General features: G+C 45.8%; 21 protein-coding genes. 17 read left to right on the forward strand and 4 right to left on the reverse strand.

Annotated features, from left to right (window positions below; all coding sequences use genetic code 11):
• The 6 genes from yaaA to OCV96_RS04555 all read left to right on the forward strand — a co-directional run.
• Nucleotides 1-331, forward strand: a 331-nt coding sequence (yaaA, locus tag OCV96_RS04530) for a peroxide stress protein YaaA (protein ID WP_262593653.1), incomplete at its 5' end; no start/stop codon positions are given.
• Nucleotides 332-417: 86 nt separating this feature from the next.
• The gene (locus OCV96_RS04535; RefSeq protein ID WP_227063391.1) at nt 418-1,077 is read left to right on the forward strand and encodes a PepSY domain-containing protein; all 660 of its coding nucleotides are present in this window, start codon (nt 418-420) and stop codon (nt 1,075-1,077) included.
• A gap of 227 nt (nt 1,078-1,304) precedes the next feature.
• Nucleotides 1,305-1,676, forward strand: coding sequence for a hypothetical protein (locus OCV96_RS04540; protein WP_227063387.1), 372 nt, complete (start codon nt 1,305-1,307; stop codon nt 1,674-1,676).
• A 154-nt stretch (nt 1,677-1,830) separates the two neighbouring features.
• On the forward strand, nt 1,831-2,427 hold the full coding sequence (locus tag OCV96_RS04545) for a sugar O-acetyltransferase (RefSeq protein ID WP_022153480.1): 597 nt from the start codon (nt 1,831-1,833) through the stop codon (nt 2,425-2,427).
• A 172-nt stretch (nt 2,428-2,599) separates the two neighbouring features.
• The gene (locus OCV96_RS04550; protein ID WP_262593654.1) at nt 2,600-4,318 is read left to right on the forward strand and encodes a methyl-accepting chemotaxis protein; all 1,719 of its coding nucleotides are present in this window, start codon (nt 2,600-2,602) and stop codon (nt 4,316-4,318) included.
• Between the two features lie 47 nt (nt 4,319-4,365).
• Nucleotides 4,366-6,057, forward strand: a complete 1,692-nt coding sequence (locus OCV96_RS04555; RefSeq protein ID WP_262593655.1) for an EAL domain-containing protein — start codon at nt 4,366-4,368, stop codon at nt 6,055-6,057.
• 51 nt (nt 6,058-6,108) lie between these two features.
• Here OCV96_RS04555 and bilS read toward each other — a convergent pair whose 3' ends face one another.
• Nucleotides 6,109-6,621, reverse strand: coding sequence for a flavodoxin family protein BilS (gene bilS, locus OCV96_RS04560; RefSeq protein ID WP_227063381.1), 513 nt, complete (start codon nt 6,619-6,621; stop codon nt 6,109-6,111).
• Nucleotides 6,622-6,923: 302 nt separating this feature from the next.
• Between bilS and OCV96_RS04565 the strand changes: the two genes are divergently transcribed.
• The 8 genes from OCV96_RS04565 (at nt 6,924) to OCV96_RS04600 (ending at nt 15,867) form a co-directional block, all read left to right on the forward strand.
• A complete protein-coding gene (locus OCV96_RS04565; RefSeq protein ID WP_262593656.1) occupies nt 6,924-8,906 on the forward strand; it encodes a diguanylate cyclase domain-containing protein in 1,983 nt (660 codons plus the stop codon).
• 302 nt (nt 8,907-9,208) lie between these two features.
• Nucleotides 9,209-9,466 carry an HPr family phosphocarrier protein gene (locus OCV96_RS04570; protein WP_227733434.1) on the forward strand — a complete coding sequence of 86 codons (258 nt, stop codon included), beginning with the start codon at nt 9,209-9,211 and terminating at the stop codon, nt 9,464-9,466.
• 36 nt (nt 9,467-9,502) lie between these two features.
• Nucleotides 9,503-11,122 carry a phosphoenolpyruvate--protein phosphotransferase gene (ptsP, locus tag OCV96_RS04575; RefSeq protein WP_227733435.1) on the forward strand — a complete coding sequence of 540 codons (1,620 nt, stop codon included), beginning with the start codon at nt 9,503-9,505 and terminating at the stop codon, nt 11,120-11,122.
• Nucleotides 11,123-11,129: 7 nt separating this feature from the next.
• On the forward strand, nt 11,130-11,861 hold the full coding sequence (gene nagB, locus OCV96_RS04580; protein ID WP_118538800.1) for a glucosamine-6-phosphate deaminase: 732 nt from the start codon (nt 11,130-11,132) through the stop codon (nt 11,859-11,861).
• A gap of 21 nt (nt 11,862-11,882) precedes the next feature.
• On the forward strand, nt 11,883-13,013 hold the full coding sequence (gene nagA / locus OCV96_RS04585; RefSeq protein ID WP_227733436.1) for an N-acetylglucosamine-6-phosphate deacetylase: 1,131 nt from the start codon (nt 11,883-11,885) through the stop codon (nt 13,011-13,013).
• The gene (locus tag OCV96_RS04590) at nt 13,007-13,486 is read left to right on the forward strand and encodes a PTS sugar transporter subunit IIA (protein WP_262593657.1); all 480 of its coding nucleotides are present in this window, start codon (nt 13,007-13,009) and stop codon (nt 13,484-13,486) included. The genes nagA and OCV96_RS04590 overlap by 7 nt, the downstream gene beginning before the upstream one ends.
• A gap of 77 nt (nt 13,487-13,563) precedes the next feature.
• Nucleotides 13,564-15,033, forward strand: a complete 1,470-nt coding sequence (locus OCV96_RS04595) for a PTS transporter subunit EIIC (RefSeq protein ID WP_262593658.1) — start codon at nt 13,564-13,566, stop codon at nt 15,031-15,033.
• A gap of 390 nt (nt 15,034-15,423) precedes the next feature.
• Nucleotides 15,424-15,867 (forward strand): type IV pilin protein, encoded by a 444-nt coding sequence (locus OCV96_RS04600; protein ID WP_262593659.1) that lies wholly within the window; start codon nt 15,424-15,426, stop codon nt 15,865-15,867.
• A gap of 20 nt (nt 15,868-15,887) precedes the next feature.
• Here the strand turns inward: OCV96_RS04600 and OCV96_RS04605 are convergent, their stop codons facing one another.
• On the reverse strand, nt 15,888-16,727 hold the full coding sequence (locus OCV96_RS04605; protein ID WP_262593660.1) for an endo alpha-1,4 polygalactosaminidase: 840 nt from the start codon (nt 16,725-16,727) through the stop codon (nt 15,888-15,890).
• A 289-nt stretch (nt 16,728-17,016) separates the two neighbouring features.
• Here OCV96_RS04605 and OCV96_RS19420 point away from each other — a divergent pair, with 289 nt between their 5' ends.
• From OCV96_RS19420 to OCV96_RS04625, 3 genes are all read left to right on the forward strand, one after another.
• Complete coding sequence (locus OCV96_RS19420) at nt 17,017-17,790, forward strand: PocR ligand-binding domain-containing protein (protein ID WP_118538808.1); 774 nt, start codon at nt 17,017-17,019, stop codon at nt 17,788-17,790.
• A 191-nt stretch (nt 17,791-17,981) separates the two neighbouring features.
• Entirely contained in the window at nt 17,982-18,821 is an 840-nt protein-coding gene (locus OCV96_RS04620; RefSeq protein ID WP_118669434.1) for a DUF6033 family protein, read from the forward strand.
• An 11-nt stretch (nt 18,822-18,832) separates the two neighbouring features.
• On the forward strand, nt 18,833-19,960 hold the full coding sequence (locus OCV96_RS04625) for a hypothetical protein (protein WP_262593661.1): 1,128 nt from the start codon (nt 18,833-18,835) through the stop codon (nt 19,958-19,960).
• A 201-nt stretch (nt 19,961-20,161) separates the two neighbouring features.
• Here the strand turns inward: OCV96_RS04625 and OCV96_RS04630 are convergent, their stop codons facing one another.
• Both OCV96_RS04630 and OCV96_RS04635 read right to left on the reverse strand, forming a co-directional pair.
• Nucleotides 20,162-20,950, reverse strand: a complete 789-nt coding sequence (locus OCV96_RS04630) for a class I SAM-dependent methyltransferase (RefSeq protein WP_022312346.1) — start codon at nt 20,948-20,950, stop codon at nt 20,162-20,164.
• Between the two features lie 78 nt (nt 20,951-21,028).
• Nucleotides 21,029-21,634, reverse strand: a complete 606-nt coding sequence (locus OCV96_RS04635; RefSeq protein WP_118538812.1) for a TetR/AcrR family transcriptional regulator — start codon at nt 21,632-21,634, stop codon at nt 21,029-21,031.
• Between the last annotated feature and the right edge of the window lie 61 nt (nt 21,635-21,695).

Genomic DNA, 21,695 nt, shown 5'->3' on the forward strand with positions numbered 1-21,695 from the left:
TCTGTATGATTACTGGGGGGAGAGATTATATCGTTCAGTGATTGATGACAGCAGGGTTATCATTAATCTGGCATCAAAAGAATACTCAAAATGCATAGAAAAGTATCTGACACCTAAGGATACCTATATTACGGTCTCCTTTTGTGAGTTATCGGGAAATAAACTGGTAACGAAAGGGACATATGCCAAAATGGCCCGAGGGGAGATGGTCCGGTTCATGGCAGAAAGAGAAATTGAGAATCCTGAAGAGATACGAAAATTTGACAGACTTGGATATACTTTCAGAAGAGATTTGTCATCTGAATCGGAATATGTATTTGAACGAAAATGATTAATGTGAATTGCTGATATGAGTATGGATATGGCTGCCTGCTACAATCTACGCAATTCACTTTGAATAGAAGGAGGTAAAGATAGATGATGAAACGTAAATTGATCTTAACCGGCGCAGCACTGTCCCTGGCAGTGGCTATGACCGGATGTGGCGGTAAACCAGTGATAAATCAGCAGCCAAGCAGCCAGGAGAAGAATGCAGTAGATACCCAGGCACAGACGGAGACGACAGCCCCCGCTGCCGATTCTGCCACAACGCAGAGTTCTGCCGCAGCTACTGCGCAGACGGTAACCGGCACAGTGGATGAGGAAATGGCACAGAAGATAGCTCTTGAGCATGCCGGAGTGAAGGCAACGGATGCAACGATCACCAAGTCAAAGCTGGACTATGAAGGCAGACGCCAGGTATATGAAATTGAATGGTACGCAGGCGGTAAGAAGTACGACTATGAAATAGCCGTGGATACCGGTGAGATTTTAAGTTCCGGATACGATGAAAAAACATCCGGATGGAGTGGCAGCAATAGCAGTAATGTTACTGTCAGTGAGGCAGATGCGAAGCAGACAGCACTTGGCAGTGTAAGCGGTGCAACGGAAAAGGACATCTACGAATGGGAATTCGATTATGACGATGGACGTCCGGAATACGAAGGCAAGATCATCTATGGCGGAACGGAATATGACTTTACGATCGATGCATCCAGTGGAGCTGTAGTGGAGTGGGAGGCTGAGAGCGTCCGTTAGTTATACTCATCAAAAAAGTAAGGGGTTGTATCCCCGGTAACAATCATGTATAGAAATGTATAGAAAAAGGATAGCGTAGCCGCAAGGCGGGAAGCGCTATCCTTTTTCCTTTCATATCAATTCTTCGATATAATTATACATATATTATTCCATGCAGTAAAGAATAAATACAATAATGATAGTGAAAAGTTAAATGATAGATATTCCAAGAAATGAGGTATTTGTGCATGGGAGAAAAGTACTCAAAAGAAGATCATGACAAATGTAAAAAAGTTGCAGAAGTGTTCCAGGAATTGTATGATATGTTAGGTGATACCTGTGTCCTGGATGCAGGTGAATTTGGATTTGTATATTTAACATATTATAGGGAGCAGAAATCCTGTTTTGATAGAAATAAGGTATATCGTAATGCAGAAGAACTGTTTGAAGCATTGTGGGATGAGTGGCTTTACAGTGAAGTGATGCAGCCTGTATATGGGACAGAGGATGCGGAAGCAGGCTTTGAAGAGATCTATCGAAAGCTTCCGGATGAAAGAAAGCAGGAATATGCTGTAAGGAAGCAGCAATTTATGGATCAGGCAGGATTAAAACCGGAATGAGATCGCAAAGCTGATATACTATATGTCACAGGTTGTATAGCTGCCGTACTGCTTGCAGTAGCCAGCAAGGTGATGTATATTAAACAATTGAAGATGCGCGACCTTGATCAGCGAATATAACAATAGGAAAATTGGAAACAGGAGGCCATCAGAAATGACGGAAAGAGAAAAAATGTTAAGCGGAGAGTTGTATGATTCATCGGATAACGAATTGGAACAATTACGTTTGCATGCACGTAAATTAGCAAGAAGATATAATTTAACAGATGAAGATCAGCAAGAAGTGCAGGCACAGATATTGCGAGAATTATTGCCGGCAACAGAGGAGCTTCCGTATTTGCAGGCACCGGTCTATTTTGATTATGGATGTCATACTTACTTCGGAAAATATAGCTCTGCTAATTTTAATTTCACATGCTTAGACGTAGGTGAAATACATATAGGGGATAATGTGATGATCGGTCCTAATGTTACATTGGCAACTCCTATGCATCCATTATTGCCTGAGGAGCGTAATGTCAGGAAAAGAGAAGATGGCAGCCTTTATACTCTTGAGTATGCGAAGCCGATTACTATAAAAGATAATTGCTGGCTGGCATCCAATGTGGTTGTTTGTGGTGGTGTTACCATAGGGGAGGGATGTGTAATAGGAGCAGGAAGTGTTGTGACGAGAGATATTCCTCCCTATAGTCTGGCGGCCGGCAACCCATGCCGTGTTATTCGTAAAATAACCGAAAAAGATCATATGTAAGATAGAATTGATCAATTTTCACCAGTTTATTGCAATAGAATTACTAATATTTGGTAAAAAAAATTATATTTTTTAATAGATTTTTCCAATCAACTGTGCTATAATACAGACGTTTAAGCACATAGAAGTTGAATTGAAAATTTACAGAAGCTGAAAGGAAGGGAAAACTATCATGGAAAAGATCAAAAAGCATATAGCTAACTTAAAGGTTGCAGGAAAATTAAAATTATATCGAATGACAGTGCTTGTTATGACATTCTTTTTAGTGTTGGTGGCACTGATCTCGACATTAGTGATCCGTTCAAATATAGAGAAGATCACGGAGGTCTGGTCTCCGGCATTGGAAGATCTGCAGGAATTAGAAACAATGACTGCAAAATATAGAATCAAACAGTATCAACATCTGGTAGAATCAGATGATGCTGTTATGACCTCTTGTGAAGAAGAAATTCAGAAGCTGGAGAGTCAGATCCAGGATACCGATGCGAATCTGGAGGCAATCATGTCTGCAGACAGAGATGCTCAAGAAGGACAGGACGATTACGAAGTAGCAAACGCTGCATGGGAAGAATACAGGGCTGCTTCGGATGAAATCCTGAAGTTGAGCCGTGAAGGTAAACAGCAGGAAGCAGCGAAACTGATGATCGGAGAGGTGTATGAAGAGTATAAGGCATTTGCTGAGAAATTAACTACATTACGTGACAAGTTCCAGGTAGAATTAGACCGGGCAAAGACCATGGCCAATGTATGCACCATCATCATATTTGTCGTGATCGTGGCAGCAGGTCTTGCGATTGCTGTAGTGACAACACTGATCGGAAGGATCATTACCAATTCCATTACAGAGCCGGTAGAACAGATAGAGGCAGCAGTTGCCAGCCTGCGCAAGGGCGAACTGTCCAACGTAGAAATGCTTACCTATGAGTCTGAGGATGAGCTGGGTGGTACCATCAGGAATCTGAAAGAAGCCATGGGTATTCTGGCAGATTATGTCAGCGAGATCTCTGTGGAGGTAAAGGCAATCGCACAGGGTGACTTGACCAGAAATGGTGATGACATTACGGATTTCCTGGGCGATTTCTCGGAATTGAAGACATCACTGCTGTATATCCTGAAGCGGTTTAACAGTACCCTGACTGAGATCAGAAATCTGGCAGAACAGGTATCATCGAATGCATCAGAGGTGGAAAATGCATCAAAATCCCTGGCGGATGGTGCAACAGAGCAGGCAGGAGTCATCGAGGAATTGAATGCCACCATTGACACTGTCGTGGATCTGGCTGCAGATACAGCGAAGGAAACGCAGAGCGCATCGGCACGTGTAAAAACCTCTGCAAACAAAGCGAACGAAGAAAAAGAAAAGATGAACGAGCTGCTGACGGAGATGGAGCACATTACAGAAATCTCCAAGGAGATCGGTAATATTATCACAGATATCGAGGATATTGCATCCCAGACCAACCTGTTATCCCTAAATGCTTCCATTGAAGCTGCCAGAGCAGGAGAAGCAGGAAGAGGCTTTGCGGTGGTTGCGGATCAGATCGGCAAGCTGGCAGCAGACAGTGCGAAGTCGGCTGTGAATACAAGAGATCTGATCGATAAGACCTTAGTGGAAATCGAAAAGGGCAATACGATCACAAGAACAACAGCAGACGCATTCAATCAGATCATTGCAGATATGGAGTCCTTTGCAGATATTGCAGAGAACACCATGGAGAAAGCCAACTCCCAGGCAGAGTCCTTGGAGCAGATCGGCAAGGGAATTGAACAGCTGTCAGGCGTAGTACAGGGCAATGCAGCATCCTCCGAAGAGAATACTGCGATCAGTGTTAATCTGGCAGAGGGAGCAGCCAAGATGCATGACCGCGTGAATATCTTTAAGCTATTCTAGAAAAATGGCAGGAATAGAGTGAAGCTGTCGGAAGGAAGGTTCTTGTTGTGATTAATGATATATTTAAAGTGTTTGGAGAGCAGACAGCAGAAATCTTATTTCAGATCATTACAGAATGTATGGATGATTACCTGTATATATTTGATCTGCAGAATAATATCTTTGAGATTTCACAGTCAGCTGTGGAGCGGTTTAATATGTCGAAAAATATCCTGACAGATGCTTCAAATGAAGTTATGAAGGTAGTGTATGAGGAAGACCGCAGGATGCTTGCAAAGCATCTTGCGGATATATGCGAAGGAAGAGAAAATGTACATAATCTTCATTACAGGTGGCTTGATAAAGAAGGTATGCCGGTCTGGATTAACTGCCGTGGTATCGTGATCATTGATCAGCAGGGAAAGGCAGAGTATCTGGTCGGGTGTCTGAATGAGACCGGCAACAGGAGAAGAGCCGATAATGTCACAGGACTGCTTGGCGGTCCGGAATTCCTTGCTTACCTGCGTGCACAAAAAGAATCCATTACCAAGGGATTTTTTATGCATATAGGAATTGATGATTTTGGAGCGATCAATAGCTCCAGGGGAGCTGATTATGGTAATTATATCCTGAAAAGCGTAGCCGACTGTATGAAGGAATGCCTTTCAGACAAGCAGAGAATTTACCATCTGGTAGCGGATCAGTATGTGATCGTGGATCTGGAAGCTTCCTCCGCAGAAGACGCTGTGGCACTGAAAGAAAAGATTACAGATAAACTTCATAATTTCATAATAGCCGAAAATTATGAAGCTATATTTTCTATTTCTATTGGTGTTATAGATGCAGCAACATTTTGTGAGGGAACCGAAGAATGCCGCAAAAAGTTTGAATTTGCCTTGAAACAGGCAAAAGGCATGGGTAAAAACGGATTCTATGTTTTTGACCAGGATGACTATGAGGCCTTTTTGCAAAAAGGAAGAATTGTAGCAGCACTTCGTAATGCTATTGTAAACAATTATGAAGGCTTTGAAGTCAATTATCAGCCGATCGTGGATTGCCAGACGGAACAGATCATTGGAGCAGAGGCACTGATGCGTTTTTCCATGATAACGGAAGAAGGACGGGAGTTTGTTTCACCGATGGAGTTTATCCCATTATTGGAAGAGACCGGATTGATCATTCCCGCCGGAAGATATATTTTGAACGAAGCTGCAGTAATGTGCTGTGAAATGCAGAAATATATTCCTGACTTCCGGATGAATGTAAATGTATCCTATGTTCAGATCCTGCAAGGCAATGTGGAGCGGGATATTCTGCATGCAATTCAAAAATATTCATTACAGCTGGAATGCTTATGTGTTGAAATGACAGAAAGCGGATTTATGGATATGACACCTTCGTTCTGTAAATTCCGTAAAACTCTGGACAAGAACAGGATCCCCTTCGTGATCGATGATTTTGGAACAGGATATTCGAATCTTCATTGTATCCGTGATATGAATCCGAGTTATGTGAAAATGGACAGGGATTTTACGGCCAAGGCGATGAACAGTGCCAGGGATTATGAATTATATAAAAATATCATTCCCATGGTACATAGTATTAACGTCAGGATATGCGCAGAAGGCATCGAGGAAAGAGAATGGCTTCTGAAAATGAAAGCAATGAAGGTGGATTATCTGCAGGGATATTATTTTGGAAGACCATGTGGAAAGAAACAGTTTCTGCAACAATATGCCAGAGGCATCAACGTTAAATAAAGAGAGTAAGGCAGACTCAGCTATGTGGGGCTGCCTTATTTTATGGTCTTATCAGAAGGATGAGTTCCTAACGGCTTGTCTGAGTCTCTCCAGGTCATCTGCATCAGGGTGAGACAATGCACAGTCAAAATTCTGGATCAATACATCAAGATTTGCCGGATGATCAGGAGCTTCCTTCATTTTCAAGTAGCGTTCCCGGACAGACTGCGGCATTCTGCCCTGACACATATACTCTCCGAAGATAACATTGCTTGCATCAACGAACTGCTTAACCTGATTCAGGATTTTCCGGAAATAGATATCACTGCCACCAAAGCCTGCAGTTCCAAACAGAAAAATCTGTTTATTCTTTAACTGCGATAATAGCTGTAAGGTCTTGGTATCTGCATTTCCCTTATCGGTCCAAAATCCGATATAGAGCAGTTCGGAGGAAGGGATCACGGTGTCGGACACACCGAAATACTCACATTCATCCTGAGGTAATGCCTCGTGGATCGCATCAGCCAGCACCTTGGTATTACCTGTTAAGCTGCTATAAATGATGGAATATTTTTTATTCTTCATATCATGTTGTCTCCTTTCATAGGATCATGAAATTATCATATCGCATTCCTATTTTAGTTCGGAAAGCATGATTTGTCGAATGAATTTTCCATAAACATTTTACGGGGGCTGCCCCGGTATCATTTAATGAGGTAGAAAAAGTTGACAGAAGAGAAATATACGATCCGAAAGTATAAAAGAATTTTATTTTATGTGGTGATCCTTGTGCTGCTTGCAGCCTTTTTTTAGGGCAGCGCATTTACCCCAGTGAGAGGGACACGGTCACGGAGGAAAGCATTACTTTTACGGGAACCTTTTACCGGGTGCTGGCAGACGGAACAGAACAGGAGATCCAGGTCCCGGGCAAATGTGATGTGCCTGCCGGAGAGCCTCTGGTCATCCGGTCAGTGCTCCCACAGGATTATCATGAAAATACGATCGCCATCAGGTCCTCTCTGGAGAATGTGCGCATTTACATCGGTGGGGAACTGAGGGCGGTGTATGATACGGAGAATACCAGACCTTTTGGGAAAAATTCTGCCAGCCGGTATGTGTTCTGCGAGACATCAGGCGAGGATGCGGGAAAGGAAGTGCGGATCGAACTGCAGTCCTTTACCGACAAGTATTCCGGTGTCGTCAACACGGTATATTGTGGGGATAAATCAGATATCTGGGCATATATGTTCCACTGCTATTTTATGGTAACTCTGATCGCCTGCGCCATGCTGTTTGCCGGACTGGTCGTGCTGATCATCAGTCTGGTGCTTGATATTATATATAAGACGAGATTTGATCTGGAGTACCTGGGATGGTGCATGCTCCTGGGAGCAGTGTGGATGCTGGGAGAATCGAAGCTGCGCCAGCTGTTTGTTTCCAATGCTTCTATTCTGTCGAATATGTGCTTCTTCGTTGTGATGCTCTGCCCGGTTCCGATCATGTTCTATATTGACAGTGTGCAGCAGGGAAGGTACCGGAAGGTCTATCATGTGGCAGAGTGTATCACCTATGTGAATTTTGTACTATGCACGGCCTTACAGGTACTGAATATCGCAGATTTTATCTCGACAATGTTTTTGTCCCACATGGTGATCGCAGGAACCTTCCTGACGGTATTTATCACCATTTGCCGGGATCTCATCAAGGGAACGGCGAAGCATTACAAGCTTCCGTTGATCGGACTGGTGGCTGCCATGATCGCAGTCATGCTGGAGGTGACAGCAGTGTATCGTGTTGTGTCTCTGTCCGGAATCTTTATCGCAACCGGACTGGTGGTCCTGTTGGTCGTTACTCTGATCCAGACAATGGACCGCATCCGCGAGCTGGAGCTGGCCAGGCAGAGAGAGGCAAGGGAAAGCCTGGATTATCTGACAGGTCTTCCTATGCGTCATAAGGGTGAGGCACTGATCCTTGAGAAAATGCAGAAGCAGGGTGGCTGTCTGGGATTTGTGGATATGGATAATCTGAAGAAGATCAATGATGTCTATGGACATAAGGTGGGGGATCATGCCCTCAGACTGGTGGGAGCGACGCTTACAGAGTGCATGAAGAACGCAGTAGTCTGCCGGTTGGGAGGAGATGAATTCCTGTTCTATCTGCCGGAGGTATCGGAAGCAGAGATAAACATGCGGGTGAGAAAGCTGTTTGACAGCTTTCGTGCGGCAAAAAATGTCACGGCGGAGACTTCACCGGCATCCTTGTCCTGCGGTCTGTGCATGTGCAGACAGGGAGGAAACTTTGAAGAATATTATATAAAAGCGGATAAAGCGTTGTATTATGTCAAACAGAACGGTAAAAACAGTTACCGGTTTTATGAGGAGCTGGAGGAACAGCAGCCGGATGCACAGGCCAGAAAAAATGATCTGGAGGTAATCGCCGGAGCATTGCTGGAGAGCGGAAGCTATACAGGAGCATTAGATCTTGACTATCGTGAGTTCGCCAGACTGTATCAATATGTAAGCAGCCTGGGAGAACGATACCGGCACCGCTGTTATCTGGTGCTGGTCACCATGGATGCAAAATCAGACCAGACGATGTACATTGATCATATCGATAAAGCAATGGAGTGCATGGAGAAAGCAATCCGGCAAAATATCCGGAAGAACGATATATGCACCCGATACAGCTCTCTCCAGCACCTGATCATACTGGTGGAAGCAGAAGAATCGTATATCCCGGATATTTTACAGCGGATATTCATGAATTATTATGATGCCTACGGCAGGAATGATTTTCTTCCCCGGTATGAGTACAGGAAGATGACACAGGCATCAGATGGAATCCCGGGAAAAACAGAAGATGAAGATTAAAAAGCATGCTGTAAGCTCCATGACGGGTGCTTACATGGAATCATATGAAATCATATCAAAAAACCCAGGCACATCAGCTCAGCTGATGTGCCTGTTTTATGTGCATACGATTGAATTTTTTTATTAAAAAGTTTACAAAATTTTACGATAATGTTCAAAAATATACAATTTATCAAAAGTGATGTAGACAAACAATAAAAAAGTGGGTAATATGTATATATAATAAGCTCGACAGGCAAAAAGTATGTACAATATGCTACATATTTAAAGCAAGAAATATAAAATAAGGAGGAATGTTGCCGATGAAACAGTTCAGCTATATCATTAAGGATGAGATCGGTCTGCATGCACGTCCTGCGGGACTGCTCGCCAAGGAAGCGAAAAAGTATCAGAGCACAGTGACAATTTCCTGCAATGGGAAATCAGCTGCAGCGAGCAAGCTGATGGCGATCATGGGAATGGGCGTGAAGCACGGAGACAATGTGGAAGTCACGATAGAAGGAGCGGATGAAGATACCGCAGCAGCAGAGCTTCAGAAGTTTTTCCGTGAGAACCTCTAGGAGAAGACCTGTACGACAGAGTTTGGAAGGTAGAAAATGGAAAAATATATTGGAAAATCCGTATATAAGGGAACAGCGATCGGACCTGTCAGTGTTCTGAAGAAAAAGGACAGTCTCGTTAAGAGGATCCATATCGACAACACAGAGGAAGAACTGAAACGGCTGGATGCGGCTAAGGAACGTACGATGACGCAGTTGGGACAGTTATACGAGAAGGCTTTGCAGGAGGTCGGAGAAGTCAATGCAGCCATTTTCGAGGTGCATCAGATGATGCTCGAGGATGACGATTATCAGGATGCCATTCACAGCATGATTCAGAACGAAGAAGTGAATGCAGAGTATGCGGTGGCAGTGACCGGTGATAATTTTGCAGAGATGTTCGCCAACATGGATGATGAATATATGCAGGCCCGCTCTGCGGATGTCAGGGATATCTCCAACCGGCTCGTCCGTAATCTGTCCGGGGAGGAGCAGATTGACTGGAGTACCATGGAGCCGTCGATCATTGTGGCAGATGATCTGACACCCAGTGAGACGGTACAGATGGATAAGAGTAAGATCCTGGCCTTTGTCACAGTGCATGGCTCAACGAATTCCCATACTGCGATCCTGGCACGTATGATGAATATTCCGGCACTGATAGGGGTACCATTGGAACTGGAGAAAATCCATAACGGAACCCGTGCTATTGTGGATGGCAGGGAAGCGGTATTTTACCTGGATCCGGAGGAAGAGCAGCTCCGGCAGGCAGAAGCAGCACAGCAGACAGAGCAGAGACAGAGAAGCCTGCTGGCAGATTACAAGGGACGGGAATCCGTGACAAAGAGCGGACGCAAGGTCAATGTATATGCCAATATCGGCAGCGTATCGGATGTGGCATATGTACTGGAGAATGATGCGGAGGGTATCGGCCTGTTCCGCAGTGAATTCTTATATCTCGGAAGGGATTCTCTTCCGGATGAGACAGAACAGTTCAATGCTTACCGTCAGGTGCTGCAGATGATGGCAGGGAAAAAGGTCATCATCCGTACCCTTGATATCGGTGCGGACAAAAATGTAGATTACCTCGGACTGGGCAAGGAAGATAATCCGGCCATGGGATACCGCGCGATCCGGATCTGTCTGGAGCAGCCGGAGATCTTTAAGACCCAGCTGAGAGCACTTCTCAGGGCGGCAAAATACGGAACACTGGCCATTATGTATCCGATGATCATTTCCGTGGAGGAAGTGCTGGATATTCAGAAAATCGTAGCTGAGGTGGCTAAGGAGCTGGAGGAAGAAAAGCTTCCTTACGCAATTCCGGAACAGGGAATTATGATCGAGACTCCTGCAGCTGTCATGATGAGTGAAGAGCTGGCGGAGCATGTTGATTTCTTCAGTATTGGCACGAATGATCTGACACAGTATACGCTGGCTATCGACAGGCAGAACAACAGACTGGACAGATTCTATAATCCACATCATGAGGCAGTCCTGCGTATGATACAGATGACTGTTGATGGAGCACATAAGCATGGCAAATGGGTCGGCATCTGTGGAGAACTGGGAGCGGATACGACACTGACCACACGATTTGTGCAGATGGGAATTGATGAACTCAGTGTGGCACCGTCCATGGTGCTGAATGTCCGTAGTAAAATATGCGAAATGGAGTGAGAGATTCATGAGAATATACAAAGCAAAAGATTATGCAGATATGAGCAGAAAGGCTGCAAATATCGTATCGGCACAGGTTATCATGAAACCGAACTGTGTTCTCGGACTGGCTACGGGATCTACTCCCATCGGCCTGTATAAACAGCTGGTGGAATGGTTCCGCAAGGGAGATCTGGACTTTTCTGAGGTTATGACGGTGAACCTGGATGAATATAAAGGTCTGAGCCGGGAAAACGAGCAGAGTTATTATTATTTTATGCACCAGAATCTGTTTGACCATGTGAATATCCCGGTAGAAAATACACATCTGCCAAACGGAATGGAGCCGGATTCGGAGAAAGAATGCCGTAGATATACGGAACTGATCCAGTCGCTGGGCGGTGTGGATCTGCAGCTGTTGGGAATCGGACATAACGGGCACATCGGTTTCAACGAACCGGGAGAGAGTTTTGACAAGCAGGTACATTGCGTGAACCTGACAGAGTCTACGATCGAAGCCAACAAGAGATTCTTCGCATCGGCGGAGGATGTCCCGAAGCAGGCATATACCATGGGGATCAAGACCATTATGCAGGCGAAGAAAATATTGATCGTAGCCAGCGGCGAAGACAAGGCGGAGATCGTACAGAAAGCTTTCTTCGGCCCCATTACACCGCAGGTGCCGGCATCGGTATTACAGCTTCATAATGATGTGACACTGGTGGCAGACGAAGCAGCGCTCAGTAAGCTTTCTGAATAAGAAAGGGGAAGCTGATAGGTCATGAGAATCAGAAATGCAAATATATATACAGAGGAGCATCGGTTTGTCAGAGGGGATGCAGCCGTGGAGAACGGCAGGTTCGTAAGCTGTACCGGGGATCCGGCAGGTGAGGAAGCTGTTGTGGATGCGGAAGGCATGTATCTGATACCGGGACTGGTGGATATTCATTTCCATGGTTGTAAGGGCGCGGATATGTGTGACGGTACGAAGGAAGCACTGGATGTCATCACATCATATGAAGCCTCCGTCGGTGTGACAAGTGTCTGCCCGGCTACCATGACGATCCCTAAGGATGAACTGCTGGAGGTCATGAAAAATGCCGGCAGCTATGAGTATTCCGGTGGATCCCACCTGGTGGGCATCAATATGGAAGGACCCTTTATCAGTCCGGCGAAAAAGGGTGCTCAGGCGGCGGAAAATATCATGCACTGCGATTATGAATATTTCAGTCAGCTGCAGAAAGCGGCGAACGGGCTGATCAAGCTGGTAGATATCGCACCGGAGGAGCCGGGAGCGATGGAATTTATCGACAGAGCTAAAGGAGAAGTGGTCATTTCACTGGCGCATACAGCTTCCGACTATGATACAGCAAGGGAAGCCATTGAACATGGAGCATCGCATGCGACACATTTGTATAATGCAATGCCGCCGCTGAACCACAGGGAGCCCGGCGTGATCGGAGCAGTGAGAGATTCAGAGAAATGTCATCCGGAGCTGATCTGTGATGGTGTACACATTCATCCGTCAGTGATCCGTGCAACGTTTGCGATGTTTGGTGCTGACCGCATGATCCTGATCAGTGACAGTATGCGTGCAACGGGCCTGGAGGATGGTGAATATACTCTGGGAGGACAGCCGGTTACCGTCAGAGGCAATCTGGCTACCCTGCATGACGGCACGATCGCCGGATCGGCGACGAATCTGATGGATTGTATGCGGTTTGTAGTAAAAACGGTCGGTCTGCCGTTAGAGACGGCAGTGATGTGTGCCACGGAGAATCCGGCGAAGGAGATCGGCATTTTCAATGAAGTGGGCAGTATATCCGTTGGTAAAAGGGCAGATTTCGTACTCCTGGATCAGGAACTGAACATTGCAGCGGTATATATCGACGGAAAGGAGTTCACATGTTAGATTTTTTGAAAGGTAAGCGAAAAGGGAATTGTATCGGATCTCCCTGTAAGGGGAAGGCAGTTGCTCTTACGGAGGTACCGGATCCTACATTTTCCGAGAAGATATTGGGAGACGGATTTGCAGTGATCCCCTCTGAGGGGAAAATATATGCTCCCGCAGACGGAGAGGTGACCGTGGTATTTGATACGCTTCATGCGATCACCATGACAACGGATCAGGGAGCGGAGCTTCTGATCCACATCGGACTGGACACCGTGACGCTCAAGGGGGCCCCCTTCACGGCACATGTTGCTGCCGGAGACCATGTCAAAAAGGGCGATCTTCTGCTGGATGCGGATCTGGAGAAAATTCAGGAAGCCGGACTGCATATCATCACTCCGGTTCTGGTCTGCAATACCGATGAATATAAAAAGATCAGTATTCTGAAGGAGGGAGAGGTATCTCCCGGCGAGGACGTGCTCCAGATCTCTTAAGAGCGGTACGTCCGTATCAACTAACGAAACTGACCGGAACTGTTCCGGTTGAGTATAATGTAAAGGAGGAGAAATGTATGAAGTTTCTTCAAAAACTGGGTAAAGCGTTAATGCTTCCCGTAGCGGTTCTGCCGATCTGCGGTATCCTCATGGGTATTGGTTACAGGTTGTGCCCGGCAACAATGCAGGGTGGTGAGATCTCGGGCGTGGCAAATCTGATCGGTCTGTTCCTCGTAAAAGCAGGTGGTGCTTTGATCGACAACATGGCGATCCTGTTTGCAATCGGTGTAGGTGTCGGTATGTCAGAGAAAAATGACGGTACCGGAGCCATCGCAGCTCTGGCTTCCTGGCTGATGCTCACAACACTTCTGTCTACCGGATTTGTTACGACCATTATGCCCTCCATCGCTGAGGATGCTACCAAGACACTGGCATTCGATAAGATTGCGAATCCCTTTATCGGTATTATTGCCGGTATTATCGGTTCCATGTGCTACAACAAGTTCAAGGATACCAAGCTTCCCGACTGGCTATCCTTCTTCAGTGGTAAGCGCTGTGTAGCTATCGTAGCAGGTGTGGTATCTATTCTGGCATCTGTTGTACTGCTGTTCGTATGGCCTTTACTGTTCGGCGGTCTGGTAGCTCTCGGTGAAGCCATTGTAGGTCTGGATGTAGTCGGTGCCGGCATTTATGCTTTCCTGAACCGTCTGCTGATCCCTACCGGATTACATCACGCACTGAACAACGTATTCTGGTTCGATACCATCGGACTTGGAGATCTGAAGCACTTCTGGGCAGGTGAGACAAGCGCTGATGTATCCTGGAGCCTTGGAATGTATATGTCCGGCTTCTTCCCCTGTATGATGTTCGGTATCCCCGGTGCAGCTCTGGCAATGGTAAAATGTGCAAAGCCCGCCAAGAAAAAGGCAGCGATCGGTCTGGTAGCTTCCGCAGCAATCTGTTCCTTCATCTGCGGCGTTACCGAGCCCTTTGAGTTTGCATTCATGTTCTTAGCTCCCGGACTGTATGTGATCTATGCAGCACTGTACGGCATCTTCACCATGATCACTGTTGCTCTTGGCTTCCGTGCAGGCTTCAGCTTCTCCGCAGGTGCGATGGATCTGTTTTTCTCATCCTCCCTGCCTGCAGCAGCCAGAATCTGGCTGATCATCCCTCTGGGTATCGCAGCATTTGTTGTATTCTACTTCGTATTCCTCTTCGCTATCAAGAAATGGGATCTGAAGACCCCCGGTAGAGAAGATGATGATGTAGAAGCAGAGAAGAAGATCGAGCTGGCAAATGATGATTTCGCAGCAATCGCAGCAACCATTCTGGAAGGCTGCGGCGGCAAGGACAACATTGCAAGCATTGACAACTGCATCACAAGACTGAGACTGGAAGTAAAAGACATTACCGCAGTGAATGATAAGGTGATCAAATCTGCAGGCGTAGCCGGTGTCATGAAACCCGGTAAGACCTCCGTTCAGGTAATCATCGGACCTAAGGTTCAGTTCGTAGCAGATGCATTTTCCAAGCTTTGCGAATAATAAAGAACTGATAAAACTGAATATATGACCGGAAGAAAGACCTGCCTGGGAAGACCATGCGGGTCTTTCTTATATATGATGTCGGGGTCAAAAGCCCCCGACTTTGATGCCTACGGATTGTTCCGTGCTATGCACTCTCACAATCCTACCCTCTATTCGCATATCGTGGGATTATCATCCCACTTTTATGCTCATATCGGGGCGGGTCATAAGGTCTTTCACCCACTTATGAGCAAGCTCATGTGGGCTTAGACCTTTTGACCCTGGCATCATATATATTTAATAATTACTTTATTGACATTTACTTTGGAAATGATAAAATCATGACGGATAAAAATCAGTGGGCCTGATGCCTGCGGAATGTATTGTAATGTAATGGAGAGAAAAGTCATGAAAAAATCAAAAGGAAAGAAGGGAAACGGGGGATTTTCATTAGTAGAGCTGATCATTGTAATAGCTATCATGGCAGTGCTGGTGGGAGTACTGGCACCGCAGTATCTGTCTTATATACATAAGGCAAAGGTGGCGGCAGATCAGGCGAATCTGAAGAATTATTATACGGAGATTCAGCTGGATTATGCTTCTACAGGAGTGTATAATCCGCAGGTGCCGCTGGTGGATAATATTGGAGAAGGCGGTTATGAACTCAGAGAGATTCACTTTTTAAGTGGGCAGACTGTGAAGCTGAAGGCAGGATACTATGCTGTGACAGAAAACACCAGGGGTCAGGGAGGTTACAATATATGCTATTATTGTGATCTGTGCACAGCTGCTGATGCGGATGAACAGACAAAGCAAAAGCATCTGGATACTTGTGTCATTACATTTCTGTGATGGCGGCTGATAGGAATATGTTATTTTTCCAGACATAACCCAATATTATCAGAAATGCAGCAGATGTATCCATGTTTCGCGGCGTAGGTGGCTGCTTGTCTGCGGATGGCAGGAACCGTTGCGTATTCCAGAGTATAAGCGGTACAGCCGTGTGACATAGCAAAATCTAAATAATCAGTATAGTATTCACGTGTACTTTTATCGTTTATGGTATAGGTATCATTTGAAAAATCGTACGCAGTAAAAACGTTCTCCTGGTTTACCCCATCGATGAGAACGTTTTTTTCAGCTGTAAGATATTTTTTTACAAAACAGTCCCCACCGTTGATCATGATCTTTCTGCCTGTATGGTCCATATAGTCCAGAATCGTAAGGATTCCTTCATAGATGGATTCCTGCGGATAGTTATAGTATACATCCGTGTTATCGACAAAAAAGCCGTCCACATCCTTCTGTACCAGGGCGTCTACTCTGGAAGCTGTACATGCCTGCCATTCCGGAGCTGAGACATCGATCCATTTTTCCTCCGGCCAATTCTCATAGGCACCCAGAGTATATTTCTCAAAGTCTGTATCATAGGATCGGAAGCTTTCGATCGATCCGATATTGATATAGGAGTAGATTTCACGGACACCATTTTCTCTTAAACGGGCAATGTCATTTTGGGAAAAATATTCCGCATCTATGACAAGCAGATCAATGTCAGAAAGTTTTTCTGTGATTTCAGAATCTTCACCGATCAGGACAACGTATTTTCCTGTACTATCGGAGGTGCTGGCAGAGCAGGCACTGAGCAGGGCTGTAGATAATATCAGAATGAGAACACATATTTTTTTTATGAATAGCTTCGTTTTCCTCAATTAACGGTACCTCCTTTTTCGCTTGATCTGCTTCAATATTTGTATCCAGATAATTATACTATAGATGGCTCTACATTTCATGTATTTCTGTTAACTATTCAGAGCCATACAAAATACTGCATTCAGGCAGATAATGTCGAAAAAAATATCTGTAAAAATATTAAAAAGGGCGAAAAATATTGAAAAATGTGGTATAATTTTTTATGCAAATATAAGATAATACCGGGACAAAAAGTCCCCGGATTTGATGCGTTCGGCGGTTAAGATAACCGGGAAAGTAGGAAGTTATATGAAGATTCAGGATTTTTGTGACATGAACAAATTCGAGCAGATCATGAAGAACTGGGCAAACAGCACGGGACTGGCAACCGTGGCTGTGGGTGCAGACGGAAAATACATCAGTGACTGTTATAATTTTACGGAGTTCTGTATTGATCTGACGAGAGGAAGCGCAGAGGGGAAAAAGCGCTGCGAGCAGTGTGACAGAGAAGGCCATGGTGTGTATCCCTGCCATGCGGGACTTGTGGATTTTGGTATTCCGATCACACTGGAGGATGGAACCGTGCTGGGCAGTATTATCGGAGGACAGGTGCTGCCGGAGAATCCGGATGAGGAGAAGTTCCGTCAGACAGCAAGAGAACTTGGCATTGATGAGGATAAATATATCAAGGCCTTGAAAAAGGTAAATGTAAAGACAAGGGAGCAGATCGACGCTTCGGCAAATCTGCTGGGAGATGTGATCAACATGTTCGTAAGAGCCAGCTACGTCAACAGGAAAAACGAGAATCTGGTAGGTGAGCTAAAGGGTGGCATTACGAAAGCTGCGGAACAGATCGAGGAAGCAACGGACAAGACCAAGGAAATCGATGGCTACAGCAAGAGACAGCAGATTCTGGCACTGAATGCTTCGATTGAGGCTGCAAGAGCCGGAGATCAGGGCAAGGGCTTTGCCGTGGTGGCAACGGAAGTACAGAAGTTAGCAAGAGATATGGCGACCTCCAGTGCGGACATTAAGAAGCTGTTGGGAGAGCTGCATGTTACGATCAACCATTTGAATCAATAGTAATTTAGGATAAAGTTTACAGGAAAACCGTTTTTCTGATCCACAAAGGCGCAGAAAGGCGGTTTTTTTGCACATTTTTGCATGTTTCCTTTTGGTGTGTATAAAAAAGTCGGAGAAGTTGTCCGATATTCTCAATAGAGGAACTAGGTAAACAAACGGATTTGGCATTTATTTTCAAGGAGGAAATAATTATGGCGGGAATCGGAGCAACCGGCAGCGTAGGTGCGTATGCTGCGCAGAGTGATTACAGCAAGAGTACGAAGACGAAGAAGCCTGAGGTATTCGGAACGCCGGATAAGACAGCCGGCACAACAGGTACGGGAAAGACGTCCGAAACGGCACAGACCAGGGGAAAGACTGAGGATTACGGCAGAACCATCGGTCAGCCGGAGCTGTCGGAGAAGGCTGCGAAATACTATGAGCAGCTGAAGAAGAGGTACGGAAATTATGATTTTATTCTGGTCAGCAGAGATCAGAAGGAGAATGCAAAAGCCAATGCTGCAAAATATGCCAATGGCTATAAGACGGTTGTTCTCATTGATGAGGACAAGATCGAACAGATGGCAACAGACGAGAAATTCCGCAAACAGTATGAGGGAATCCTGAGCGGTGCCGCTGCACAGATACAGCAGTTAAAGACCAGCCTGCAGAGTTCCGGTGCGCAGGTCAAGGGCTTTGGAATGCAGGTAAATGATGGAGGAACACTGTCATTTTTCGCTGTATTGAAGAAATCCAGCGCCGAGCAGAAGGCCCGGATCGAGAAAAAGGCTGAGCAGAAGAAAACAGAGAAAAAGGCTGCGGAGAAGAAGGCTGCTAAGAAAGAAAAGGAAGAACGGCTAAAAGACAAGAAGTCGGATAAGGTAGCAGACAGCAAGGAGGAAGCCGGCACAGAGGATACGGTGACAATCAGCGCCGGTTCCATAGAAGAACTGTTGTCTAAGATAGAAACCTACAATTTCAACACACGGAGTGACAGTGTGCAGACCGCAGACGAACGGCAGGTCGGCCAGAACTTTGACTTCAGAGGGTAAGGTGATGCTGTATGATTTCTATGGGGAAGTCCGGAGGTGTTTACGGGAGCGGCAATACCGGTTTGCCGCAGGCATTTTCCGGAGGAAAGAAGACGCAGAACAATCAGAAGAGTATCTTCGGAGCAAAAAATAAAAGTTCTGTTACCGATATTCGTAGAATGCTGTCCAGAAACAGTCAAAGTACGCAGACGCAGGCAGCGAACAGTTGGGGACAGGATTCCATCGTTACAAGTTCCCTGAGTTACAGTGAATCGCTGCGCAATCAGAGGCAGCAGACAAAGAACACGACGCTGGCGCTGAAGAAATTGAAGTACCAGTTCAAAAATATCTCGTCCAAGATACTGCGGAGCAAGACGTCCCAGGCGGCAAAGCAGGCAGCCGGACAGGCGAGAAGAGAGATCATGCGCCTGAAGCGTCAGAAGCAGAACAGTGACAGTGACAGTGAAGAGATCGACGCAGCAATCGCTCATGCACAGGCTATGGAACGTGTGGCGAAGAAGAAAGCAAAACATCTCGAAGAAGAGGAAATGATGAAGGCTGCCGGCGGAATCTGTCAGGGAGACCGGATCAGCGAAGAAGAAACGAAGGATGTGCCAGACGCAGAAGCTGAAAACGCGCGGAATGCAGAAGAGATGTCTGCGGAAGATTCCGCGAATGAAGTGTCCGGGGATTTCTCTGCGTATGAGTATGCCGGGGACAGCTATGATATATCCGATTATGTTGATCTCGGCATGGATGAATTCTATGCACAGGCAGGAGACTTTATGTCGGAAATGAGCGATTTCACCTCTGAGATGATGCAGGAAATGTCTGACAGCTTACGTGACCTGATGGAAGAGATGGGACTGGACGGCTTATCGGATACTGCGGTCTCGGTGGACAGGGAGATGGATCCCGCAGACCTCAAGATGATGAAGATCAAACACCGCAACAAAGAGATGAAAGACATCGTCAAGGCCGATGCGGAGTACCTGAAAGCAGTTTTCAACCACCTGGAGAAAATGAAAGACAACGTGGTCATTCCCACCGGGAATGCAGGAGCGGTTTCCTCCGGCATGACAGGGACTTCATTTTCCGCAGATGCTGTCGGCGTAGGTGTATCGGCGGCGCCTGTGCCGGTGATCAATATTACATTATAGGGTGGACATATAAGAAGAAATTTGACATCCCGGACACTGTGCTTGTGAGACAGACACAGTGTCCGGGATGGTTTTATATAAAAACATTTTTGATTTTCGTGAAAAACCACGTGAAAACATTTTTGATTTTCGTGAAAAACCACGTGAAAACATTTTTGGATTTCGTGAAAAACTATACAAAAACATTTTTGATTTTCGTGATTATTTCCGCCCGTATAGGATTCCCATTCCGGAGATCATCCAGGGAGCAGCGGCATATCCGGGGATAAAATCCAGTTTCTTCTCAAGATTGCCGATGTAGTGAATTTCTGTGATTCCTTCTTTTTTTAACTCTTCGACAAATTCTTCCATGTCACCGTAGAGTGCTTTCTGGGAGAACATGTCCTGAAAGGAGAAGGCACCGCCCTTTTTGACTATGCGCAGAGCTTCTCTGACCACATCCCGTTTATCCTTGGCGGAACGGACTTCGTGGAAGACAAAGTTGCTGACAGTGGCATCGAAGGTCTCATCCGGATCTTCCAGATGGGCGGCATCTCCTTTGTGGAAGGTGATCCGGTCGGCAACACCCTCCGCTTTCGCATTGGCTTCACATTGCTCTTTGGCATAGTTCCACTCGGCACCCCAGTAGTCCATACCGACGAGTTTTGCCTTGGGGAAAGCCTTGGCGCAGCGGATCGTCAGGGCAGCCGCACCACATCCGATGTCGAGCAGAGTGCCTTCGCCGTCCCATTCCAGATGATCTACGAGATGCTGATGGACTTTTGCCATCATGTTGCCTTTGCCGAAGGCAAACAATTCATGACAGATGTGCATGTAAATGCCATAGACCAGGCAAATCGCGGCAAGAATGCCCAGGATCCATGTCGGAATGGCAAGATGCAGCACCGGTCCGGTCACATAGGCGGCAATGCCGAGTACGGCAGCAGCGACATAGCACAGCGCCAACATTTTTTCAGGTACCCAGTTTCCGTAGTTCACGTTTTTGTTCATAACTAATCCTCCTACTTGTTTTCTGAATATAACAAAAGTTATATTTGTTATTTTTTATAAAAGAAAATGCCCACCGCATTAACGGTGAGCATCCTTCTCGCTCTTAAAATATGCAATTAAACCCTGCGTTCCGGCATCGGCGTGAATACCGATGGCTTTCGTCAGGAACAGGCGGTGTTCCATATCATAATCTCCTTTGATCAATTCCAGAAATCCGTGTAACCTCATGGATGTCAGAATCCGTAGTAATTCTTTATCGGGCACATAGCCTAGTTGTTTTTCATAATAGCCCTGAAAGGCCGTGAACATATTGTTGAAGACGACATCCCGGAAGGATTCGTATTTGCTGCCGGAGCATTTCTCCAGTACCAGTTCACATTCCTGCCTGTGCGCACAGATATATTCCATGATCTCACGTTCATTCTGCTCTGCGGTCTCAGGATGTTCCTGTTCTCTTTTGGTAATTTCATACATCATTTTCTGATATTCGGCAATCAGGGGATCCAGAATTGCCCCCAGCAGTGCCTCTTTATTTTCAAAAGAGAAATAAAAAGCCCCGGTAGTAACTCCGGCCCGTTTGCAGATATCCCGGAGGTTCGCCCCGGCGTAGCCTTTTTCCAGAAATTCTTCCCTGCCGCAGCGGATTAAGTTTTCTTCCGTGATTTTCTTACGATCTGTCTCCATAACAATTGTTATATTAGCATAGACTAACTCGAGGGTCAAGAAAAAATCTACAGGTAAAATA

The sequence above is a fragment of the Waltera acetigignens genome (assembly GCF_025567015.1).
Taxonomy (GTDB): domain Bacteria; phylum Bacillota; class Clostridia; order Lachnospirales; family Lachnospiraceae; genus Acetatifactor; species Acetatifactor acetigignens.